The 19,933-nt window shown below is 73.3% G+C and carries 17 protein-coding genes; 10 read left to right on the forward strand and 7 right to left on the reverse strand.

What is annotated here, in order from left to right; translation table 11 throughout:
- The first annotated feature begins 65 nt into the window (after positions 1 to 65).
- Entirely contained in the window at positions 66 to 563 is a 498-nt protein-coding gene (locus AC3IYJ_RS12105; RefSeq protein WP_489401312.1) for a VOC family protein, read from the forward strand.
- Here AC3IYJ_RS12105 and AC3IYJ_RS12110 read toward each other — a convergent pair whose 3' ends face one another.
- Both AC3IYJ_RS12110 and AC3IYJ_RS12115 read right to left on the reverse strand, forming a co-directional pair.
- A complete protein-coding gene (locus AC3IYJ_RS12110; protein ID WP_489401313.1) occupies positions 564 to 2,171 on the reverse strand; it encodes an amidohydrolase in 1,608 nt (535 codons plus the stop codon).
- Positions 2,147 to 3,748, reverse strand: a complete 1,602-nt coding sequence (locus AC3IYJ_RS12115) for an APC family permease (RefSeq protein WP_489401314.1) — start codon at positions 3,746 to 3,748, stop codon at positions 2,147 to 2,149. Before AC3IYJ_RS12115 ends, AC3IYJ_RS12110 begins: the two co-directional genes overlap by 25 nt.
- A gap of 121 nt (positions 3,749 to 3,869) precedes the next feature.
- Here AC3IYJ_RS12115 and AC3IYJ_RS12120 point away from each other — a divergent pair, with 121 nt between their 5' ends.
- Complete coding sequence (locus AC3IYJ_RS12120; protein ID WP_489401315.1) at positions 3,870 to 4,508, forward strand: TetR/AcrR family transcriptional regulator; 639 nt, start codon at positions 3,870 to 3,872, stop codon at positions 4,506 to 4,508.
- A gap of 194 nt (positions 4,509 to 4,702) precedes the next feature.
- Positions 4,703 to 5,512 (forward strand): PP2C family protein-serine/threonine phosphatase, encoded by an 810-nt coding sequence (locus AC3IYJ_RS12125; RefSeq protein WP_489401316.1) that lies wholly within the window; start codon positions 4,703 to 4,705, stop codon positions 5,510 to 5,512.
- Here the strand turns inward: AC3IYJ_RS12125 and AC3IYJ_RS12130 are convergent.
- Positions 5,475 to 6,227, reverse strand: a complete 753-nt coding sequence (locus AC3IYJ_RS12130) for a DsbA family protein (protein ID WP_489401317.1) — start codon at positions 6,225 to 6,227, stop codon at positions 5,475 to 5,477. The two genes, AC3IYJ_RS12125 and AC3IYJ_RS12130, sit on opposite strands and share 38 nt — an antisense overlap.
- A 102-nt stretch (positions 6,228 to 6,329) precedes the next feature.
- Positions 6,330 to 9,326: a bifunctional [glutamine synthetase] adenylyltransferase/[glutamine synthetase]-adenylyl-L-tyrosine phosphorylase gene (locus tag AC3IYJ_RS12135; RefSeq protein ID WP_489401318.1), complete on the reverse strand. Its 2,997-nt coding sequence runs from the start codon at positions 9,324 to 9,326 to the stop codon at positions 6,330 to 6,332.
- Positions 9,327 to 9,650: 324 nt separating this feature from the next.
- Here AC3IYJ_RS12135 and AC3IYJ_RS12140 point away from each other — a divergent pair, with 324 nt between their 5' ends.
- Complete coding sequence (locus AC3IYJ_RS12140) at positions 9,651 to 11,765, forward strand: PIG-L family deacetylase (protein ID WP_489401319.1); 2,115 nt, start codon at positions 9,651 to 9,653, stop codon at positions 11,763 to 11,765.
- A gap of 77 nt (positions 11,766 to 11,842) precedes the next feature.
- On the opposite strand, the gene glnA is transcribed toward AC3IYJ_RS12140, so the two are convergent.
- Positions 11,843 to 13,204, reverse strand: a complete 1,362-nt coding sequence (glnA, locus tag AC3IYJ_RS12145) for a type I glutamate--ammonia ligase (RefSeq protein WP_243329674.1) — start codon at positions 13,202 to 13,204, stop codon at positions 11,843 to 11,845.
- Positions 13,205 to 13,433: 229 nt separating this feature from the next.
- Between glnA and AC3IYJ_RS12150 the strand changes: the two genes are divergently transcribed.
- The 4 genes from AC3IYJ_RS12150 (at position 13,434) to AC3IYJ_RS12165 (ending at position 15,955) form a co-directional block, all read left to right on the forward strand.
- Positions 13,434 to 13,811: a hypothetical protein gene (locus AC3IYJ_RS12150; RefSeq protein WP_489401320.1), complete on the forward strand. Its 378-nt coding sequence runs from the start codon at positions 13,434 to 13,436 to the stop codon at positions 13,809 to 13,811.
- 141 nt (positions 13,812 to 13,952) lie between these two features.
- Complete coding sequence (locus AC3IYJ_RS12155) at positions 13,953 to 14,603, forward strand: thioredoxin-like domain-containing protein (RefSeq protein ID WP_489401321.1); 651 nt, start codon at positions 13,953 to 13,955, stop codon at positions 14,601 to 14,603.
- Positions 14,600 to 15,364, forward strand: coding sequence for a DUF305 domain-containing protein (locus AC3IYJ_RS12160; protein WP_489401322.1), 765 nt, complete (start codon positions 14,600 to 14,602; stop codon positions 15,362 to 15,364). The genes AC3IYJ_RS12155 and AC3IYJ_RS12160 overlap by 4 nt, the downstream gene beginning before the upstream one ends.
- A gap of 171 nt (positions 15,365 to 15,535) precedes the next feature.
- A complete protein-coding gene (locus AC3IYJ_RS12165; RefSeq protein WP_489401323.1) occupies positions 15,536 to 15,955 on the forward strand; it encodes a CBS domain-containing protein in 420 nt (139 codons plus the stop codon).
- Here the strand turns inward: AC3IYJ_RS12165 and AC3IYJ_RS12170 are convergent.
- Positions 15,952 to 16,833 carry an alpha/beta fold hydrolase gene (locus tag AC3IYJ_RS12170; RefSeq protein WP_489401324.1) on the reverse strand — a complete coding sequence of 294 codons (882 nt, stop codon included), beginning with the start codon at positions 16,831 to 16,833 and terminating at the stop codon, positions 15,952 to 15,954. The two genes, AC3IYJ_RS12165 and AC3IYJ_RS12170, sit on opposite strands and share 4 nt — an antisense overlap.
- Positions 16,830 to 17,543 (reverse strand): DUF998 domain-containing protein, encoded by a 714-nt coding sequence (locus AC3IYJ_RS12175; RefSeq protein ID WP_489401325.1) that lies wholly within the window; start codon positions 17,541 to 17,543, stop codon positions 16,830 to 16,832. The genes AC3IYJ_RS12170 and AC3IYJ_RS12175 overlap by 4 nt, the downstream gene beginning before the upstream one ends.
- A 118-nt stretch (positions 17,544 to 17,661) precedes the next feature.
- On the opposite strand from AC3IYJ_RS12175, the gene AC3IYJ_RS12180 reads away from it, so the two are divergent.
- Both AC3IYJ_RS12180 and AC3IYJ_RS12185 read left to right on the forward strand, forming a co-directional pair.
- A complete protein-coding gene (locus tag AC3IYJ_RS12180) occupies positions 17,662 to 18,138 on the forward strand; it encodes a hypothetical protein (RefSeq protein WP_489401326.1) in 477 nt (158 codons plus the stop codon).
- Between the two features lie 90 nt (positions 18,139 to 18,228).
- Entirely contained in the window at positions 18,229 to 19,902 is a 1,674-nt protein-coding gene (locus AC3IYJ_RS12185; RefSeq protein ID WP_489401327.1) for a multicopper oxidase family protein, read from the forward strand.
- The last annotated feature ends 31 nt before the right edge of the window (positions 19,903 to 19,933 follow it).

Here is a 19,933-nt window from a genome sequence, read left to right on the forward strand (position 1 = left end):
TGAGGTTTTACGGTCGTTCCTGAGGCCGCCGGAACCGACCGGCGGCATTCCAGGAGGAGTTCCCCGTGACCGAGCGCGCAGCCCACCCCGAGAGCCCCGTCGTCCCCGAGCGCTACCGCCACGCCGTGATCCCGCACATCATGGTCGACGACGCCGCCGCGGCCATCGATTTCTACGAGCGGGCCTTCGGCGCCGTCGAGCAGTTCCGGATCGACGCCCCCGGCGGCGGGATCCTGCACGCCGAGATCAGCATCGGGCCGTCGGTCCTGATGCTGGGCGACGCCAGCCTGGAGGTGGCCGAGGCGGGGTCCTTCGCCGCCCCGGCCGCGCTCGGCGGGGGTACGTCCGTCACCCTGCACGTGTTCGTCGCCGACGTCGACGCGCTGGCCGAGCGGGCGCAGGCCGCAGGTGCCGAGGTCCTCCAGCCGCCGACGGACATGTTCCACGGGGACCGCACCGTCATCCTGAAGGATCCTTCGGGTCACATGTGGGTCTTCCTGACCCACCTCGCCGACGTCTCGGACGAGGAGCTCCGCAGCCGCCTGGCCACCGCCGGGATCTGATCAGAGCGCCGCCTCCCGGTGGGTGATCCGGCCGCCCGACATCGTCAGTCGGACCGGGGCCCCGGCCACCTCGTCCGGGGCCGCGTCCACCGGGTCCGCGCCGAAGGCGGTCAGGTCCGCCCGGAACCCGGGCGCGATCCGGCCCGCCACCCGTCCCTCCCCCGCCGCCAGCGCGGCGTGCGAGGTCATCCCCTCCAGGGCCATCAGCCCCGTCAGGGCCGCGCCCGGCCCGGCCCCCGTACCGGCCGAGGCCGCGCCGCGCGGGCTGCGGGCGATGGACAGCACCTGGCGGGCGTCGTAGTGGGCGATCGGCCAGTCGGAGCCGAGGGCCAGCACCGCGCCCGCGTCGCGCAGGTCGCGGCAGCGCCAGGCATGGCCGGCCCGCTCCCCGCCCAGCCGCCTGGACCACTCGTCGCTTTGGTCGGCCCGGGTGTACGCGGTGTGCGGCGGCTGCATCGAGGCGATCACCCCGAGCTGCGCGAACCGCTTCAGCTGGTCGTCGGGTACCGTCTCGATGTGCTCGATCCGGTGCCGCATCCGGGCCCGCGGGCCCAGCCCCGCCACCGTGTCCAGGACGTGCCGGACCGCCGCGTCGCCGATGGCGTGGGTCGCGGTGCGGACCCCGGCCGCGTCGAGGACCCGTACCGCTTCGGCGTAGGCGTCCGGGTCCGGCCAGAAGGCGTCCGTGCCCTGACCGTGGCAGTCGGCGTGCTCCAGCCAGGCGGTGCCGCCCTCGACCGTGCCGTCCATGAAGAACTTCACGCCGCCGACCTGCCAGTGCCGGCCCATGAGCCGCTGGAGCTCGATCAGCTCCTCCAGGTCGTCCGAAGTGGCGCCCGGCATGCACCAGGGCGCGAGCTTCAGCCGCAGCGGCAGGTCACCCTCGTACTCCACGGTCGACAGCAGGGCCGGTACGTCCCCGTCCCCGAGGTCCATGACGTGCGCGCCGGTCAGGCCGGTGGCGGCCATGTCGCCTAGCAGCCGGGTGAGGCGGTCGCGGCGCTCGGCGTACGAGGGTTTCGGCGCGAGGGAGCCGACCAGGTCCATGGCGGCGTGCTCGATCAGATGGCCGGTGGGCCGCCCGGCAGCGTCGCAGACGATCTCGGAGCGCTGGGCGAAGGTGCGGGGACCGGTGATCCCGGCGGCGGCCAGGGCCGCGCCGGAGGCCAGGGCGGAGTGGCCGTCGTAGAGGCGCAGGAAGGCGGGGGCCCCGGCGAGGGCCTCCTCGATCAGCTCCTTGTCGACGGGGCGGCCGCCGAAGGCGTTGTGGTCGAGGCCGAAGCCGGTGACCCAGCCGCCGGGGCCCCGGTCGGCCGTGCGCAGGGCGGCGCGCAGCTGGTCGAGGTCGCCGACGGCGGAGAGGTCGGTGCCGGTGGCCATCTCGATGCCCCAGACGGGGTGGCTGTGGGCGTCGGTGAGACCGGGGGTGAGGGTGGCGCCGCCGAGGTCGACGACCTCGGTGCCGGGGCCGCGCCAGTCGCGCACGTCGGCCTCTTCGCCGACGGCGACGATCTCGCCGCCGAGCACGGCCACCGCGCGGGCCTCGGGGCGGGCCGGGTCGAGGGTGCGGACGCGGGCTCCGGTCAGGACGATGTCGGCAGCGGGCACGGGGCTTCTCCTACGGGGGTCTCGGATTCGGGCTCCACCGGCTCTACGGGCTCTTCGGGCTCTTCGGGCTCTTCGGGCTCTTCTGCGAACCGGGCGTAGACCTCGGGGCGGCGGGTCTTGAGCCGCTGCGCCAGGGCGAGGCCGGCCAGGAACACGGCGGGGACGAGGGCGACGAGGACGGTGTCGACGGTGGTGGAGGCCATGGTGAACAGGTTGACCTTGGAGACCACCAGGCAGATCGCGACGGCCAGCAGCACCGCGGCGACGACGGGCGCGACCAGGGTCCGCCAGGGCCCCTCGTCGTGGCTGATCCGGCGGAAGTAGACGGGTACGGCGATGGCGGCCAGCAGCATCAGGGCCATGAGGCCGATCATGCCCGGGGTGTTCACCCAGAGCAGGAGCTGCTGGTACGGGTCGGCTCCGGCGAGCGCGAAACCGAGCACGATGACGGCGCCGAGGGCGGTCTGGGCGAGTCCGGCGAGGTACGGGGAGCCGTGGCGCGGGTGGATCCGGCCGAGGACGGCGGGCAGGACTCCCTCCTCGGCGAGGGCGAGCACGTACCGGTTGATGGCGTTGTGGAAGGCGAGGAGGGAGGCGATGACGCTGGTGACGATGAAGACGTGCATCAGGTCGGCCGCCCAGGGGCCCACGTAGGTGGTGATGGCGGTGAAGAAGAGGCCGCCGGGGTCTTCGGTGGCGGCGGCGATGACCTCCTCGGAGCCGAAGGCCTGGATGACGGTCCAGACGATGAAGGCGTAGAAGAGGCCGAGGAAGGCGACGGCGATGTAGGTGGCGCGCGGGATGGTCCGATCGGGGTCGCGGGCCTCGCGGCGGTAGATGACCGTGGACTCGAAGCCGGTGAAGGCGGCGAAGGCGAAGGCCAGGACGGCCGCGGTGCCGGGGACGAGCACCGCGCCGGGGGCGAAGGAGCCGGCGGAGAGACCGTGGGCGCCACCCTTGAGGAGGACGCCGCCCGCGAGCAGGACGAGTATCCCGGTCTCGGCGACGAGCAGGACTCCGAGCAGCTTGGCGCCGAAGTCGATGGAGCGGAAGCCGCCGTACCAGATGAGGGCGAGCCCGGCGAGGGACACGGGCAGCCAGGGGACGTCGATGCCACCGAGGGCGTGGGCGGTGTCGGCGGTGGTGGTGCCGAGGAGGCCGTAGACGCCGATCTCCATGCCGTTGTAGCCGATGAGGGCGAGCAGGGCGGCGCCGATGCCGACGCGCTTGCCGAGGCCCTGGGCGATGTACGCGTAGAAGGCGCCGCCGCTGCGGACGTGGCGGCTCATGGTGGTGAAGCCGACCGCGAAGACCGCGAGGGTCAGGCCCGCGAGGAGGTATCCGGCGGGGGCACCGATGCCGCCGAGCAGGATCGCGACGGGGGCCACGCCGGCCATGACGGTGAGGGGGGCGGCGGCGGAGACCACGAAGAAGGAGATGTCGGCGGTGCCGAGTGCTGCGCGGTGGAGGGAGGGGGCGGTGGCGGTGGGAGCGGTGGCGTCGGGAGCGGCCGGGGCGGCCATTGTGGCCGAGGTGTCGGCGGGTCTGGCGGCTGTCGATTCCGGCGTTTCGGGCATGCGGAGGCACCCTTCTGCGAACGGCAGGCGTCGGGAAGCCGAAAACCTAAAGGCTTTCGGTTTGCGGCAATGTAGCCTCCGGTTTTGGCGTACGGGAAGACCTGACGGCGGGAGAAATACGATGGCGCGGCCACGCACCCCACTGCTCGACCGGGAGCGGATCGGCGCTACCGCCCTGCAACTCCTGGCGGAGCAGGGTGAGTTCAGTGTTCCGCAGATCGCCCGTGCGCTCGGGGTGCAGACCGGGTCGCTGTATCACCACGTGGACGGCCGGGCCGGGGTGATCGAACTGATACGGGAGCGGGTGTGCTCCGCGATCGACGGCGGGGCCCTGGCCACCGAGCCCTGGGACCGCGCGCTGGAGGCCTGGGCCCGCTCCTACCGTGCCGCCTTCGCCGCCTACCCGCGCGCCATCCCGCTGCTGATGACCACCCCGGTCCGGGCGCCGGCCGTGCTCGCGCAGTACGAGCAGGCGGTGACGCTGCTGCTGGGGGCCGGATTCCGCACGGAGCAGGTGATGCCGCTGCTGACGGGCCTGGAGAACCTGGTCCTGGGCTCGGCCCTGGACCTCGCGGCCCCCGAGGCCATGTGGGAGCCCTCACCGCAGACCCCGCTGCTCGCCGAGGCGCTGGCCGTACAGGGACCGGGGCGCGCGGAGGCCGCCTTCGAGGTGGGCCTGGCGGCGTTCCTGGCCTACGCCGTCCACAGCCTCCGGGGCGAGGGGGAGCCGGGCGGCCCTACGACTCCGGGCCCGGCCTAGGTACTCGGCCTCGCGAACATCCCCCGAGCCCCTTCCCTCAGGTCCTTCGAGCCCTTCGGCCCCCGGACCGGCGTGCTCCGGCCGCTCACGCGCCGCATGCCGAGCGGCGCGACAATGGGGGTGAGGGACACGTCCGCCGTGCCTTGCGGAGAGCGGAGAGCAGAGAGCTCATTGCGGAGAGGCGGGAGTCCGTGGTGGCGTACATAGCCGTGACCGCCCTGAGCCATGTCGGGCTGGTCCGCGAACACAACGAGGACAGCCTCGTCGTCGGACCGTGGACGCTGTGCGGGACCACGACCCGCAGCCCCCAGACGCTGCTGTTCCCCCTCGGCAGACCCCTCGTCGTCGCGGTCGCCGACGGGCTCGGCGGGCAGCCGGGCGGCGAGGTGGCCAGCGAGCTGGTCGTCCGCGAGCTCGCCCTGCTCGGGCCCTCACTGGACAGCGCCGTGGCCATCGAGGACGCGCTGAACCTCTGCAACCGCGCGGTGCACTCGGCCACCGACGGCCGCCCGGACCTGACGTCCATGGGAACCACGGTCGCCGGCACCCTGGTCATGGCGGATTCGCTGCTGTCGTTCAACGTCGGCGACAGCAAGGTGTTCCGGGCGGACAAGGACGGGCTGCGCCAGGTCAGCGTGGACGACAGCCCGCCGCCGGAGCCGGGGCACCGCACCACGTCGGTCGTCACCCAAACCCTCGGCGGGAGCCGCGCGCGGCACGTCCTCACCCCCCACGTGAGGACCCTCCCGCTGGCCCCGGGCGACCGCTACCTGGTGTGCAGCGACGGGCTGACCGACCCGGTGCCCGACGAGACCATCGACGACCTGCTGCGGGTGCACGACGACGGCAAGGCGGCGTTCGAGCTGTGGAAGGCCGCCATCGAGGCCGGAGGCCCCGACAACATCACCCTCGCACTGGTACGCATCGGCGGATGGGGCCCAGGCCCGGATTCCGACCCCGCGCCCGCTACTGCCAGAGCCAGGGTTGGCGGCGGATCTTCTTGATCAGCACCTTGAACTGGGGGCCGTCGTACAGGACACCGGCCCAGTTCTCCGGCAACGGCTTGCCGTTGATCTTGGCCGTCGGCGTCCCCGGCCCCCGGGGGTTCTCGGGGCCGCCGGAATTCTCGTAGGCCCGCTCCGACTTCGCCACGAAGTCGGCGTACTTCATCGTCGCGACGGCGGAGTCGAACTCCGCGCTGCGGAGCCCGCTCACCCGGTCGGCCATCTTCAGCAGGAACTCGTCCGTGTAGCCGTCGACGGCCTCTTCGGGCTGGTTCGCGTAGAGGACCGCGTGGTACTCGAAGTACTTTCCCGCCTCCAGAGCCGCGCGCAAGGCGTTGGCGGCCTTCTTCGAGCCGCTGCCGCCCATCCGGTCGTCGAGGAAGGAGGCCAGCGTGTACTCGGCCTTCACCTCCCGCCCCACCACCATGGCGTGCAGGGCCGGGCCGGCCCCGTCCAGCTCGAACTCCTCGCAGACCGGGCAGCGCAGGTCCTCGTTGAGGCTGACCCTGACCGGCGCCTGCGGATCGCCGACCACGATGGTGGTGCCGTCCAGCGACAGGTACGCGGGCACCTCCGCATCGGTGGCGTACGCGGGCCCGGCCGGCGGCGCCGCGTTCGCCGGGTCCGCGGCCGAACGGGGCCCGCACCCCCACGAGCCCAGCCCCAGCACTCCTGCCACGACGGCTGCGGTCAGTTGTCTCTTGCTACGTCTCATGCGAACGCTTCCCCCCGGATCAGGGGGGACAGTAGATCATCCGTGCGAATGCGGCGTGCGGCCGGGGCACGGTCGCGCGCAGCGGCAGGGCACGGTCCGGACTCAGGAGCCGTAGAACAGTTCGTCCACGACCGCCCGGGCCCGGCGCGTGATGCGGCGGTAGTCGTCCAGCATCTCGCCGACCGTGCCCTCGGCGTAGCCCAGGTAGCGGCCGACCGCCCCCAGTTCGCGGGCGTCGGACGGGAAGGTGTCCCCGGCCCGGCCGCGGACCAGCATCACGGCGTTGCGGACCCGGGTGGCCAGGACCCAGGCCTCGTCCAGGATCTGCGCCTCCTCGGTCGGGATCAGCCCGGCCGCGTGGGCGGCGGCCAGGGCCTGGCGGGTGCGCGTCGTGCGCAGGCCGGGCTCGCACCAGGCGTGCCGCATCTGGATCAGCTGGACGGTCCACTCGACGTCGCTGAGGCCGCCCCGGCCCAGCTTGGTGTGCAGGGTCGGGTCGGCGCCGCGGGGCAGGCGCTCCGACTCCATCCGGGCCTTCAGCCGCCGGATCTCGCGGACCGCGTCCTCGCCGAGCCCCTCCACGGGGTAGCGCAGCGGGTCGATGAGCTCGATGAAACGGGCCCCGAGCTCAGGGTCGCCCGCGATCGGCTCGGCGCGCAGCAGCGCCTGGGACTCCCAGGTCAGTGACCAGCGGCGGTAGTAGGCGGCGTACGAGGGGAGGGTGCGCACCAGCGGGCCGGAGCGGCCTTCGGGGCGCAGGTCGGCGTCGATGAGCAGCGGCGGGTCGGCGGTGGGCAGCTGCAGGAGCCTGCGCATCTCGGCGATGACGGTCTGGGCGGCCTTCGCGGCCTCCTGTTCGTCGACGCCCTCGCGGGGTTCGTGGACGAAGAGCACGTCGGCGTCGGAACCGTAGCCGAGCTCGTGGCCTCCGAAGCGGCCGACGCCGATGACCGCGAAGCGGGTGGGCAGGGTGTCGCCCCAGTGGCCCCGGACGGCTGCGCGCAGGGCTCCGGCGACGGTGGTGGCGGTGAGGTCGGAGACGGCGTCGCCGACCCGGTCGACCAGGGTTCCGTGGTCCTCCTCGGCCGGGCTCTCCTCCGTGCCGTAGGAGCCGATGATGTCGGCCGCGGTGGTACGGAACAGCTCGCGGCGGCGTACTCCGCGGACGGCGGCCACGCCCGCTTCGGGGTTCTCGGCGCGGTTGACGGCGGCGAGGACCTCCTGTTCGAGGGCCTCGCGGGTACGGGGTTGCAGGCCTTCGGGGTCGCCGAGCAGGGCGACGGCCTCGGGGGCGCGCATCAGCAGGTCGGGAGCGAGGCGCCCGGCGGACAGCACCCGGGCGAGGTTCTCGGCGGCGGCGCCCTCGTCGCGCAGGAGGCGCAGGTACCAGGGGGTGCGGCCGAGCGCGTCGGAGACCTTGCGGAAGTTCAGCAGGCCGGCGTCCGGATCGGCGGAGTCGGCGAACCAGCCGAGGAGCACCGGCAGCAGGGTGCGCTGGATGGCGGCCTTGCGGGTGACTCCGGAGGCCAGGGCTTCGAGGTGGCGCAGGGCCGCGGCGGGGTCCGCGTAGCCGAGCGCTTCGAGGCGCTGGCCGGCGGCGCGCGGGGAGAGCCGGGTCTCGCCGGGGGCGAGCTGGGCCACGGCGTCGAGGAGCGGCCGGTAGAAGAGCTTCTCGTGCAGGCGGCGGACCACGGAGGCATGCCGGCGCCAGGCCTTGTTGAGTTCGGCGACGGGTTCGGTGCGCAGGCCCATGGAACGGCCCAGGCGCCGCAGGTCGTTCTCGTCCTCGGGGACGAGGTGCGTGCGGCGCAGCCGGTAGAGCTGGATGCGGTGTTCCATGGCGCGCAGGAAGCGGTACGCGTCGTGCAGCTGGGCGGCGTCGGCGCGTCCGACGTAGCCGCCGGCGGCCAGTGCGTGGAGCGCGTCGAGGGTGCTGCCGGAGTGCAGGGTGGCGTCGGAGCGGCCGTGGACGAGCTGGAGCAGCTGGACGGCGAACTCGACGTCGCGCAGGCCGCCTGGGCCGAGTTTCAGTTCGCGGTCCACCTGGGCGGCGGGGATGTTGTCGACGACGCGGCGGCGCATCTTCTGGACGTCGGCGACGAAGTTCTCGCGTTCGGCGGCCTGCCAGACGAGGGGAGTTATGGCCTCGATGTACTCGGCGCCCAGGGTCTCGTCGCCCGCGACGGCGCGGGCCTTGAGGAGGGCCTGGAACTCCCAGGTCTTGGCCCAGCGCTGGTAGTAGGCGAGGTGCGAGGCGAGGGTGCGCACCAGCGGACCGTTCCTGCCCTCGGGGCGCAGGTTGGCGTCGACGGGCCAGATGGTCCCCTCGACGGTGGTCTCGGAGCAGATCCGCATGAGGTGGGAGGCGAGCCGGGTGGCAGCCTGGACGGCCTTGCCCTCGTCGGCCGGGTCGATCCCGGGGGCGGCGTCCCCGACGAAGATCACGTCGACGTCGGAGACGTAGTTCAGCTCGTGGCCGCCGCACTTGCCCATGGCGATGACGGCGAGCCGGCAGAGCGCCGCGTCCTGGGGGGCGGCGGCGCTCGCGATGCGCAGGGCCGCACGCAGGGTGGCGGTGGCGAGGTCGGCGAGTTCGGCGGCGGCCTGGGCCACGTCGGTGGTGCCGCAGACGTCGCGGGCGGCGATGGAGAGCAGGCAGCGGCGGTAGGCGACCCGCAGGGTCACGGGGTCGTGGGCGCCGGCCAGACCCTGCTCGAACTCGGGAAGTCCGGGGTGCAGATCGGCGGCCTCGTACGTGACGAGGGCCTGCCAGTCCCGGGGGTGGCGGGCGAGGTGGTCCCCGAGGGCCTCGGAGGCGCCGAGCACGCCGAGGAGGCGGTCGCGCAGCGGCTTGGCGCTGACGAGGGTGTCGAGCAGTACGGGCAGGTCCTCGGCCGACTGCGCTTCGGCGAGCCGGACCAGCCCGAGCAGGGCGAGGTCGGGATCAGCGGTGGCTCCGAGGGCGTCGAGGAGCACCGGGTCGGTGCGTACGGCGGCCAGCGCGACGGCGTCCAGCAGCCGGGCCGCGGCGGAGGGGTCGGTGAAGCCGCTGCGCAGCAGCCGGCTGAAGGTACTGCTCCTGCGTCCCGGGACTGTCATCCCGCCGCCTCCTGCGTACGTCGGCTGTGCCTCTGCCCTGGCCGGGCGGTTTCGCGGGACCGTGCTGCTTGCCGGGATCCGCCGGGCCGCCGGGCCCTGGTCCGCCCGTAGTGAGCCTAGCCGGAGCGGGCGTCGTCCTGACCGACGCGCACCACGGGGTTGATTGTTCCCTTACCTCCGCATTCGGCGTGCGGCCCCGAGTGTTCATCTTCGACGGTGCGGAACTCCGCGAACCCGAGGAACCAACTCGCTTCCAAAGCTCTCTCACTGACTGACCGACTGCTCCGCGCTCCTTCCTACCGGAACGATCCCGAGGCTTACCCGATGCCCGTTTCCCGCCGACGCTTCCTTCTCGCGACCGCGCTCCCGATGCTCACCGTCGGTGTCACCGGCGCCCTCGCCATGGCCGCCGGCCAGCGGACGGCCGGGGCGCCCCCGGAGACCGGACCGGGGTCCGCCCTCGAGGCGAGCACCACCGCCGGATCCGTCGTCCAGATCCTCGCCCACCCCGACGACGACCTGTTCTTCATGAACCCGGACCTCAGCCGCTCCCTGCTGGCCGGCCTCCCGCTCACCTCCCTGTACCTCACCGCCGGCGAGAGCGACGGCCGCAACGAAGCGGCCGGCCGCGAGGCCAAGGACCCGAAGCAGCCGTCCGACCGCACCGGGTACGCGGAGGCCCGGCAGAACGGCATACGCGCCGCCTACGCCGAGATGGTCACCGGAGACCGCACCAGCGCGTGGCGGCGTACGGCCATACCCACCGCGGGCGGCGGTCAGGCCGAGCTCGACGTCCTCCTCGCGAAACCGCACGTCCACCTGGTCTGGCTGCAGCTGCGCGAGGCCCGCTCGCCCGCCGGGGACGCCCCGGACAGCCTGCACGGCCTGTGGAACGGCCGGATACCGGCGCTCGACCCCCAGCTCTCGGCCGCGACCCCGGCCGATCAGCCGCACACGCACACCAAGGACCAGGTCGTCGAGGCGATAGCCGGGATCCTGGAGCGGTACAAGCCGACGACGGTACGGATGCTGGATCCGACGCCGGGACGGTACCTGGACAGCGGCAAGTACACCGACCACCAGGACCACATGTACGCGGCCCGGTTCGCGCAGGCCGCGGCCGCCGCGTACGCCGCGCGGGTCCCGGTCGGGCGGCGGCCCCGGTTCGCCGTCCAGCACTACCTCGGCTACCACAACGGCACGCTGCCGCACGCGCTGGACCCGCAGACCGCCGAGACGAAGATCGACTACCTGCGGACCTACGGCTGGCAGGACAAGCAGAACTACTGCAATTCCCCCTACGGCTGCGGCGACCGCAAGGTCGCGGGCAGCCCGACCGGCCACAACTGGGCCCAGTCGCTGCGCTACTCCCGCGGCGACAACGCCTCCTGGCTGGTCCAGGGCGCGCCGGGCCGGCTGTACGCCTTCGCCGCCCTCGACGGCCAGATGGCCGTCTGGAGGCGCGGCCCGACCGGAGACACGGGGTCGGGGTCCGGGTCCGGGTCGGGCGCCTGGCAGGGCCCGGCCCTGCTGCCCGGCACCGGCATCGATCCGGGCGCCACCACCGCCCGCTTCCGAGACGGGCGCGTCGCCGTCCTCGCCACCCGGACCGTCTTCGGCGACCGGCCCCAGGACTACCGGCGCGAGATCGTCTACGCCGCCCAGTCCGAGCCCGACGGCCCGTTCGGGGCGTGGGTCCCGCTCGGGACCCCCAACAGCCCGGACGAGGACAGCACCTCGGAGATCAGCGCACCCGCGGCGGCCGTGGACCGGGACGGGCTCCTGACCGTGTACGTCCGCGACGCCCGCCGCACCCTGCTCGCCCGCGTCCAGCAGCCCTCGGGCGCCTTCGCCGACTGGGAGCGCCTGGGCGGCGAAGACCTCCAGGGCGACCCGGTGACGGCCACCGACTCCGCCGGACGCCGCCACGTCTACTCCCCCACCACCCGGTCCGTACTCGCCTGGATCCAGCCCGCCCCGGGCGCCCCACTGGCCGGCCCCTTCCCGACCGGGCTCCCGGCCACCACCATCCCCCTGACCGCCGCCGCGGAGGCCTCGGGCGTCCGCCTCTACTTCCGGCGCCCCGACTCCGGGGTCGTGCGCACCGTCCTGGTCACGGCGGGCACCGGCGCCGCCAAACCGTCCGTCTCCCGCGTCACGGAGGCCGGCGGCCGATCCGGCTACGGCGCGGTCGCCGTGGCCGGCCGCCTCCTGTCGGGCCGCGCCGACTCGGGCACCATCAGCACCACGGGCCTCGGCGGCCCGCCCGCGTGGACGGAGTCCAAGATGCACTACGCGGGCGCCCCGGCCGCCACCGTGGAACAGGACGGCGCCACCACCACGGCAGTCCTGGGCCTGGACGCCCAACTCCACATCACCACCCCCCACCCCACCCCCACCCACCTCACCTGGCACCGCGCGGTCCAACCCAGCACGTAACCCCACCCGACACACACGAGGCCCCGCCCCCAACCCGGGAGCGGGGCCTCGCACGTACATCGGCAGAGACGGACCGGCTACAGCACCGGCATCATCTTGCGGAGTTCGAAGGCGGTGACCTCCGAGCGGTATTCCTCCCACTCCTGCTTCTTGTTGCGCAGGAAGAAGTCGAAGACGTGCTCGCCGAGGGTTTCGGCCACCAGTTCGCTGCGCTCCATCAGGGCGATGGCCTCGCCGAGGTTCTGCGGGAGGGGTTCGATGCCCATCGCGCGGCGTTCGGCGTCGGAGAGGGCCCAGACGTCGTCGTCGGCGCCCGCCGGGAGTTCGTAGCCCTCCTCGATGCCCTTCAGGCCGGCGGCCAGGAGGACGGCGTAGGTGAGGTAGGGGTTGGCGCCCGAGTCGATCGAGCGGACCTCGACGCGCGAGGAGCCGGTCTTGCCCGGCTTGTACATCGGGACGCGGATCAGGGCCGAGCGGTTGTTGTGGCCCCAGCAGATGTACGAGGGGGCCTCGCCGCCCGAGCCGGCGGTGCGGGAGGAGCCGCCCCAGATGCGCTTGTAGGAGTTGACCCACTGGTTCGTTACCGCTGCCGTTTCGGCGGCGTGCTTCAGGAGGCCCGCGATGAAGGAGCGGCCGACCTTCGAGAGCTGGTACTCGGCGCCCGACTCGTAGAAGGCGTTGCGGTCGCCCTCGAAGAGGGAGAGATGGGTGTGCATGCCCGAACCCGGGTACTCCGAGAAGGGCTTCGGCATGAAGGTGGCCTGGACGCCCTGTTCGAGGGCGACCTGCTTCATCACCAGGCGGAAGGTCATGATGTTGTCGGCCGTGGAGAGGGCGTCGGCGTAGCGCAGGTCGATCTCCTGCTGGCCCGGGGCGCCCTCGTGGTGGCTGAACTCGACCGAAATGCCCATGGATTCGAGCATCGTGATCGCCTGACGGCGGAAGTCCATGCCGACGTTCTGCGGAGTGTGGTCGAAGTACCCGGAGTTGTCCGCGGGGGTCGGGCGGGTGCCGTCGAGCGGCTTGTCCTTCAGCAGGAAGAACTCGATCTCGGGGTGGGTGTAGAAGGTGAAACCGAGGTCGGAGGTCTTGTTGAGGATGCGCTTGAGGACGTAGCGGGGGTCCGCGTACGACGGGGAGCCGTCCGGCATCAGGATGTCGCAGAACATCCGGGCGGTCCCGGGGGCCTCCGCGCGCCACGGCAGTATCTGGAACGTGCTCGGGTCCGGCTTGGCGATCATGTCGGATTCGTAGACCCGCGCGAACCCCTCGATCGCCGAGCCGTCGAAGCCGATCCCCTCGTCAAAAGCCTGCTCCAGCTCCGCCGGCGCGACCGCGACGGACTTGAGGAAGCCCAGTACGTCGGTGAACCACAGGCGCACGAAGCGGATGTCGCGCTCCTCGAGCGTCCGGAGGACGAATTCCTGCTGCTTGTCCATACCTTCATCCTCGCAGTTCAGACGGGCTGTGCACCACCGTCCCGGAGACCGGGGGCATGTGTGGTGCACAGTCGGGCCGGCCCAGTATCGCCAGCGGTGGTTTCCGCCAGATTACGCACCCCGCAAAGCCCGCGGCACCCCCGGACTGACCTTGGACCCGTCATGAGCATTACCATCTGCGCCCATGGGGGGCCGGAAGCACGGGGAGCGGGGACGTCGGCGACGTCCGATGCCCCCGCGTGCCGTCCTCCTGATGGCCTTCGGGATGCTGGCCGGCGCGCTGTTCCTGTGCGCACGGCCCGCCGCCGGTACGGGGCATGCCGGTACGGGTTCCTCCGCTACGGGGCGTGCGGCGGCGGCTCACGCCCCCGCCCATCCGGCGGGCGGTACGGAGCGCGTCTTCTGCGTGTCGCCGCACGATCTGCCCGGCTGTTCCCCGCTCTCGCACATGACCCCCGGCGTGCTGCCCGCCCCGCCGCCCGCCGTGGCGGGGACGGGCGGCGCGCACGTGGCCGCCGCCCGGGGCTCCGGCGAGAGGCGGGTCCGGCCGCCCTCGGCGCTCGCGCGCGGCCCCGACCTGCACGAGCTCCAGGTGCTGCGGACCTGACGGGTCCGGCTCCGGTGAAAGCGCGAGTGCGTGCCCGCGTGCGCGCGCGAAGCGAAGGCCTCGGCGGGAGCCGGGGCCGCGCCCGGAGCCCCGTAGCGCGTGCATCTCCTCCACCCCCCTCAGCAGAAGGAACCAGGTCACATGGCCAGCAGGCAGTCCCAAAACAACTCCCGCCAGGCGCGAATAGCCGAGATGCGCCGCGCCGACCAGATGCACGACCGGCGCAACAAGGCCATCGCGATCACCGTCTCGGCGGCCATCGTCACCGGGCTGATCGGCTTCGGCGCGTGGGTGATGATCGACCGGCAGAACAAGAACGACGCCAAGGTGGCGGCGGCCAAGGCGCCGGTCGACGGCGAGCGGAACTGGGACGTCAAGACGCTGGGCCGCAAGCACGTGGAAACCCCGGTGAAGTACGAGATGAACCCGCCCGTCGGGGGCGACCACCACCCCCGCTGGATGAACTGCAACGGGGACGTCTACAAGAACCCGCTTCCCGAGGTGAACGCGGTCCACTCGCTCGAACACGGCGCCGTCTGGGTGACGTACAACGAGAAGGCCGACAAGGCCGACGTCGAGAAGCTCGCCGGGACCGTGAGCAAGACCCCGTACACGCTGATGAGCCCGGACAAGGAGCAGGCCGGCACGATCATGCTCAGCGCGTGGGGCAAGCAGCTGACCGTGGACAAGGCGGACGACCCGCGGGTGGCGCAGTTCTTCACCAAGTACGTGCAGGGCCCGCAGACCCCCGAGCCTGGCGCGGCCTGCACGAACGGGCTGGCCGACAAGTGACCCGGACGGCCGGTACCGGCGGTGGCGGCACGGCCCGTACGTACTGGGTCGCGGGCTCGGCCGTGGGCCTGGCGCTGCTCTTCGCCGTCGGCGCCACCGTCGCCGCCGCGAGCGGGGACGAGGACGCGGGTGGTTCCGGGGGCGGTACGTCCTCCCGTGCCCCGGGGCTCCACTCCCCCGACGCGGGCTTCGCCCGCGACATGGCCGTGCACCACCAGCAGGCGGTGGAGATGTCCTTCATCGTGCGCGACCGCACCAAGGACGAGGCGGTACGCAGCCTCGCGTACGACATAGCCAACACCCAGGCCAACCAGCGCGGCATGCTGCTGGGCTGGCTGGAGCTGTGGGGGCTGCCGAAGGTGGTGGCCGACGAGCCGCCGATGTCGTGGATGGGGACCGGATCGGGGTCCGGGTCCGATGCGGCCATGCCCTCCATGCCCTCCATGCCCGACATGCCCGGCATGGAGGGGCACGACATGGGCGGGGCCGTGACCAAGCCCGGCGCCCTGATGCCGGGCATGGCCACCAAGGAGGACCTGGCCGCGCTGGGCTCCGCCGAGGGCCGGGACGCCGAAGTGCTCTACCTCCGGCTGATGACCGAGCACCACAAGGGCGGCGTCGCCATGGCGAAGGGCTGCGCCGCGCAGTGCCGGACCCCGGCCGAGCGGGCGCTGGCCGAAGGCATGGTGGCGGCGCAGCAGTCGGAGCTCACCCTGATGGCCGACATGCTGAAGCAGCGCGGGGCGCAGCCGGCGGGTTGACCGGGCGGGCACCGGGCCGTGCGGCGCCCCCGCCGGGCGGCCCGGTGTCACCCGTACGGCCCTGCCCCGACCCCGTCGGGTCGCGTAGTCCGAACGGCCGAACGACGATGGGGACGCCGAGGCAAGCGCATCCGCGCCAGGCCACTACGGCGCGCTCAGGAGGTTTACGCGATGACCACCGCCGGAGAGATCATGCACCCCGGGGCCCAGTGGATCCCCGCCACCGAGACCCTGGACCGGGCGGCCCAGCTGATGGCCCGCCTCAACGTGGGCGCGCTGCCCATCAGCGATTCCAACGAACGGCTCTGCGGCATCCTGACCGACCGCGACATCGTCGTCGGCTGTGTGGCCAAGGGGCACGACCCGTCGAAGATCACGGCGGGTGACATGGCCAGGGGCACCCCGCGCTGGATCGACGCGGGCGCGGACGTCTCCGAGGTGCTCCAGGAGATGCAGGGCCACCAGATCCGCCGGCTCCCCGTCATCAAGGACAAGCGGCTGGTCGGCATGATCAGCGAGGCCGATCTGGCCAAGCACCTGTCCGAGGAGCAGATAGCCGGCTGGGCGGAGGCGGTCTACGCCAAGGGCTAGACCGTCCCGTCCGACCCCGATGCGTCGAGGACCGCCCGTGCCACCTGGTGCGGGCGGTCCAGCATGACCAGGTGGCCCGCCGGGTCCGCGACCTCGAAGCGGGCGCCGATCCGGTCGGCCAGCTCCGCCTGACGGGCCAGCCAGGCCAGCGCCGGGCCGCGCGCGGTGCCGTCGTAGCCGGCCAGGACGGTGGCCGGCACGGTCAGCGGGCGCTCCGCGCGCAGCGCCAGTACCTCGGCGGCCACGTCCGGGTAGCGGGAGTTCTCCAGCAGGATCCCGCGCCAGACCCGGCCGGTCCGGTAGCAGCGGCGTACGAGATCGGGCGCGGCCGGGTCCGCGCCGCCCGTGCGGGAGGCCCGTACGGTGGCCCGCCGGGCCAGCGGTCCCAGCGCGGCGGGCACGCCCGCGGCGGTCAGGGCCCGGCCGAGGACACCGGCGGCGGCGGTCCGCACGGAGGCCGGCAGCAGGGTGCGGGGCCGCTCCTCGACGCTGCCGTCGACCAGTACGACCGCAGCGGTCCGCTCCGGGAACAGGCGGGCGAAGGCTTCGGCGTGGAAACCGGCGATGGAGTGTCCGGCGAGGGTGACGGGGGCCCCGCCCAGTCCCAGCGCGTCCAGCAGCCCGGCGATCCGGTCGGCCTCTCCCGCGGCGCTCGGCGGCCGGGTGGCGGGGGCGCTGAGCCCGTGCCCCGGCCGGTCGAAGCGGACGACGGTGCGCCCGGCCGCGACGAGCAGCCCGGCCACGGAGTCCCAGTCGAACCAGGCCATGGCGAGCCCGGCGCTGAGCACCACGGGCGGGCCGCTGCCCTCGACCACGACGTGCAGCGGGATTCCGTCGACGCGCACGAAAGCGCCGGTCACCGGGGTGGGGCGGGTCACGTGCGGCGCTCCTTGTGCACGGAGTACGCGAGCAGGCCCAGCCAGAGGGCCACGAACAGCACCTGGAGCCGCTGCCCGGCGCCGAGGGCCCAGGTGCCGTGCCCGGCGGTGAACATGGCGATGGCGGACAGGGTCCAGACGGTGGCGACCAGCTCCAGCCCGACGAGCGCGGGGCCGAAGCGGGCGAGCGGGGCGAGGCTGCCGTAGCGGCGGGCGGCGACCGTGAGGGCCACTATCCCGACGAGGGCGCCCGTCATGGCGAGGCTGCTACTGATGGCATGGGCCTGATGGGTGGCGGGGACCAGTCCGGCGGTCTCCCGGGCCGCGCACACGGGGTCCACGGTCGGCGCGCAGCTGAGCGGCAGCCAGGCGTCGGCGGCGGTGGACGCGCCGAAGAGGGTGACTCCGGCCCAGCCGGCGACGGACCAGAAGCGGCGGGATTCGGGGTGCCGCGGGAGGCGGGCCAGGGCCAGGAGGCCGCCGAAGAAGGCGAGGAGGCCCGCGGTGAAGTCGGTGGCCCGGAACAGGCCGCCGAGCGGTTGGTCCTGGGCGGCGAGTTCGCTGACGTACGTCTCGATGGGGTTCAGGCCCGTGGAGAGGACGACTTCGAGGACCCACGCGGTGTAGGCGGCGGCGCCGAGGCCGATGAGCAGGGCCACGGCGCGGGCTCCGGCCCCGGGCGCTGCGGCGGGGGAAGGACTGCTGTTCACGGATTTCCAGGACTTCGCGGCTTCAAGAACAGGCCTTTACGGACATAGTGGGACTAATCCTAAACACGGCCGGGCCCGGTCCTACGATCGGATACCCACCCCGGGTAGGGTTCCGCCCATGACACGCCCTGCCCTGCGTACCGAGCGAGAAGCTGTCGGGTGGCCCCGGCTGCTCCTGCTCGCCGCGCTGCTGCTGGGCATCGTGAGCATGCACACGCTGGGCCATCCGACTCAGGCCCATGCCATGGATGACGTGCCGGCCGCCCGTTTCGTTCCCGCGGCCGAACACGCGCCACCGGGACCGGCGACGGACCACGGCACCACCGCCGCCGCCCACGCCATGGCCCCGGAACCGGCCGGGCAGGCAGCCGCGGCGGCCGCGGAAGCCCCGCGCCCCCACACCGGCATGGACCCCATGTCGGTGTGTCTCGCCGTACTCGGCGCGCTCACCCTGCTGATCCTCGGAGCCGGACTGGCCGGCCCGCGCCGTACCGCGCCGCTCGGGGGCGCGGCACGCGCGCCGGGCCGGTCGGGCGGTCCTGACCCGCCGGGACCCCGCGAACTCCTCACCCTGCTGGCGGTGCAGCGCGTATAGGCCGGGCCCCGTCGTCGCCCCCGCACGCCTTCGGGGCGGCGGCAGACGGAGCCCACCTGCCCGCGCCACGCCATCACGAGGTGTTCCGCCATGCGTTCCCCCTTCTCCCCCTCCCCCACCCCTTCGGCTCCTTCCGCCCCTTCGACCCCGTCCCGCCGCGCCGTGCTCGGCGCCGGCGCGGCCCTGGCCGGCTCCGGGCTGCTCGCCGCCTGCTCGGGATCCGGATCCGGCATGGCCGGCATGGACCACGGATCCGGCTCCATGGACGGCGGCTCCTCCCGCCCCGCCCCCGGCGGCTACGTGGACCCGGCCGGCCCCGAGGTGCGGGCCGCCGAGGCCGCCCGCAAGGCCACCGGCCCGCTCACCGAGGTCCGGCTGACGGCCACCGCCACCCCGCTCGACCTCGGCGGCGGCCGTTCCGTCCGCACCTGGGCGTACGGGGACCGGCTCCCCGGCCAGGAGGTACGGGTCACCGCGGGCGGCACCCTCGACCTGACCCTGGCCAACAACCTCCCCGAGGCCACCTCCCTGCACTGGCACGGCCTGGCCCTGCGCAACGACATGGACGGGGTCCCGGGGCTGACCCAGCGGGACATCGCCCCGGGCGGCTCGTTCACGTACAGGTTCGCCGTCCCGCACCCGGGGACGTACTGGTTCCACCCGCACTCCGGGGTCCAGCAGGACCGCGGGCTGTACGCGCCGCTGATCGTCGAGGACCCCAAGGAACCCCTCTCCTACGACAAGGAGTGGGTGGTGGTCCTGGACGACTGGCTCGACGGGGTGGACGGCTCCACCCCCGACGCCGTGCTCGCCGAACTCCGCAAGGGCATGGACATGAGCTCGGGAGGCGGCGGCCACTCGGGCCACGGCTCCATGAACATGCCCGCCGCCCCCGCCGGCTCCTCGGCCCCGGCCTCCGGCGGCCCGTCCCGGGTGCTCATGGGCGGCGAGAGCGAGATCCTCGGCAAGGACGCGGGCGATGTCGCCTACCCGCACTACCTGGTCAACGGCCGCACCCCCGAGGACCCTTCGGTCTTCACCGCCCGGCCCGGCGACCGGATCCGGCTGCGCATCGTCAACGCGGGCGGGGACACCGCCTTCCGGATCGCCCTGGGCGGCCACGAGCTGACGGTCACCCACACCGACGGGTTCCCGGTCGAGCACGCCAAGGCGCGCTCACTGCTCCTGGGCATGGGCGAGCGGTACGACGTCCTGGTGACGGCGGGCGACGGGGTGTTCCCGCTGACCGCGCTCGCCGAGGGCAAGGGCGAAGCGGCCTCGGCGCTCGCGCTGCTGCGCAGCGGCTCGGGGGCGGCGCCGACCGCCGCGACCCGGCCCGCCGAGCTGTCCGGGCGGCCGCTGACCGCGGACGGGCTCAAGGCCGCCGAGCCGGTGGCGCTCGTCGCGCGCGAGCCGGACCGTACGGTGAAGATCAAACTGACCGGCGGCATGGCCAAGTACGACTGGGCCTTCGACGGAAAGCCGTACGCGCCCGACCAGCGGCATCCGGTGAAGGCCGGGGAGCGGGTCCGCCTGGAGTTCAACAACTCCACAACGATGTGGCACCCGCTCCACCTGCACGGGCACACCTTCGCGCTCGGCGGCGGGGCGGGCGGGGCCCGCAAGGACACGGCGGCGATCCTGCCGGGCGGGAAACTGACGGCCGACTTCGACGCCGACAACCCCGGCCTGTGGATGGTGCATTGCCACAACGTGTACCACGCGGAGGCCGGGATGATGACGGTCCTCGGCTACCAGCGCTAGCCACCGCCCACCCGGTACCGGGCCGGTACCG

Source organism: Streptomyces sp. GL_140, from assembly GCF_057834465.1.

Bases quoted from the DNA above. Each gene is read 5' to 3' on its own strand.
- AC3IYJ_RS12115 (WP_489401314.1), bottom strand. From the start codon at position 3,748: ATGCCCGAAACGCCGGAATCGACAGCCGCCAGACCCGCCGACACCTCG.
- AC3IYJ_RS12120 (WP_489401315.1), top strand. From the start codon at position 3,870: ATGGCGCGGCCACGCACCCCACTGCTCGACCGGGAGCGGATCGGCGCT.
- AC3IYJ_RS12130 (WP_489401317.1), bottom strand. From the start codon at position 6,227: ATGAGACGTAGCAAGAGACAACTGACCGCAGCCGTCGTGGCAGGAGTG.
- AC3IYJ_RS12135 (WP_489401318.1), bottom strand. From the start codon at position 9,326: ATGACAGTCCCGGGACGCAGGAGCAGTACCTTCAGCCGGCTGCTGCGC.
- AC3IYJ_RS12140 (WP_489401319.1), top strand. From the start codon at position 9,651: ATGCCCGTTTCCCGCCGACGCTTCCTTCTCGCGACCGCGCTCCCGATG.
- glnA (WP_243329674.1), bottom strand. From the start codon at position 13,204: ATGGACAAGCAGCAGGAATTCGTCCTCCGGACGCTCGAGGAGCGCGAC.
- AC3IYJ_RS12150 (WP_489401320.1), top strand. From the start codon at position 13,434: ATGCCCCCGCGTGCCGTCCTCCTGATGGCCTTCGGGATGCTGGCCGGC.
- AC3IYJ_RS12155 (WP_489401321.1), top strand. From the start codon at position 13,953: ATGGCCAGCAGGCAGTCCCAAAACAACTCCCGCCAGGCGCGAATAGCC.
- AC3IYJ_RS12165 (WP_489401323.1), top strand. From the start codon at position 15,536: ATGACCACCGCCGGAGAGATCATGCACCCCGGGGCCCAGTGGATCCCC.
- AC3IYJ_RS12180 (WP_489401326.1), top strand. From the start codon at position 17,662: ATGACACGCCCTGCCCTGCGTACCGAGCGAGAAGCTGTCGGGTGGCCC.
- AC3IYJ_RS12185 (WP_489401327.1), top strand. From the start codon at position 18,229: ATGCGTTCCCCCTTCTCCCCCTCCCCCACCCCTTCGGCTCCTTCCGCC.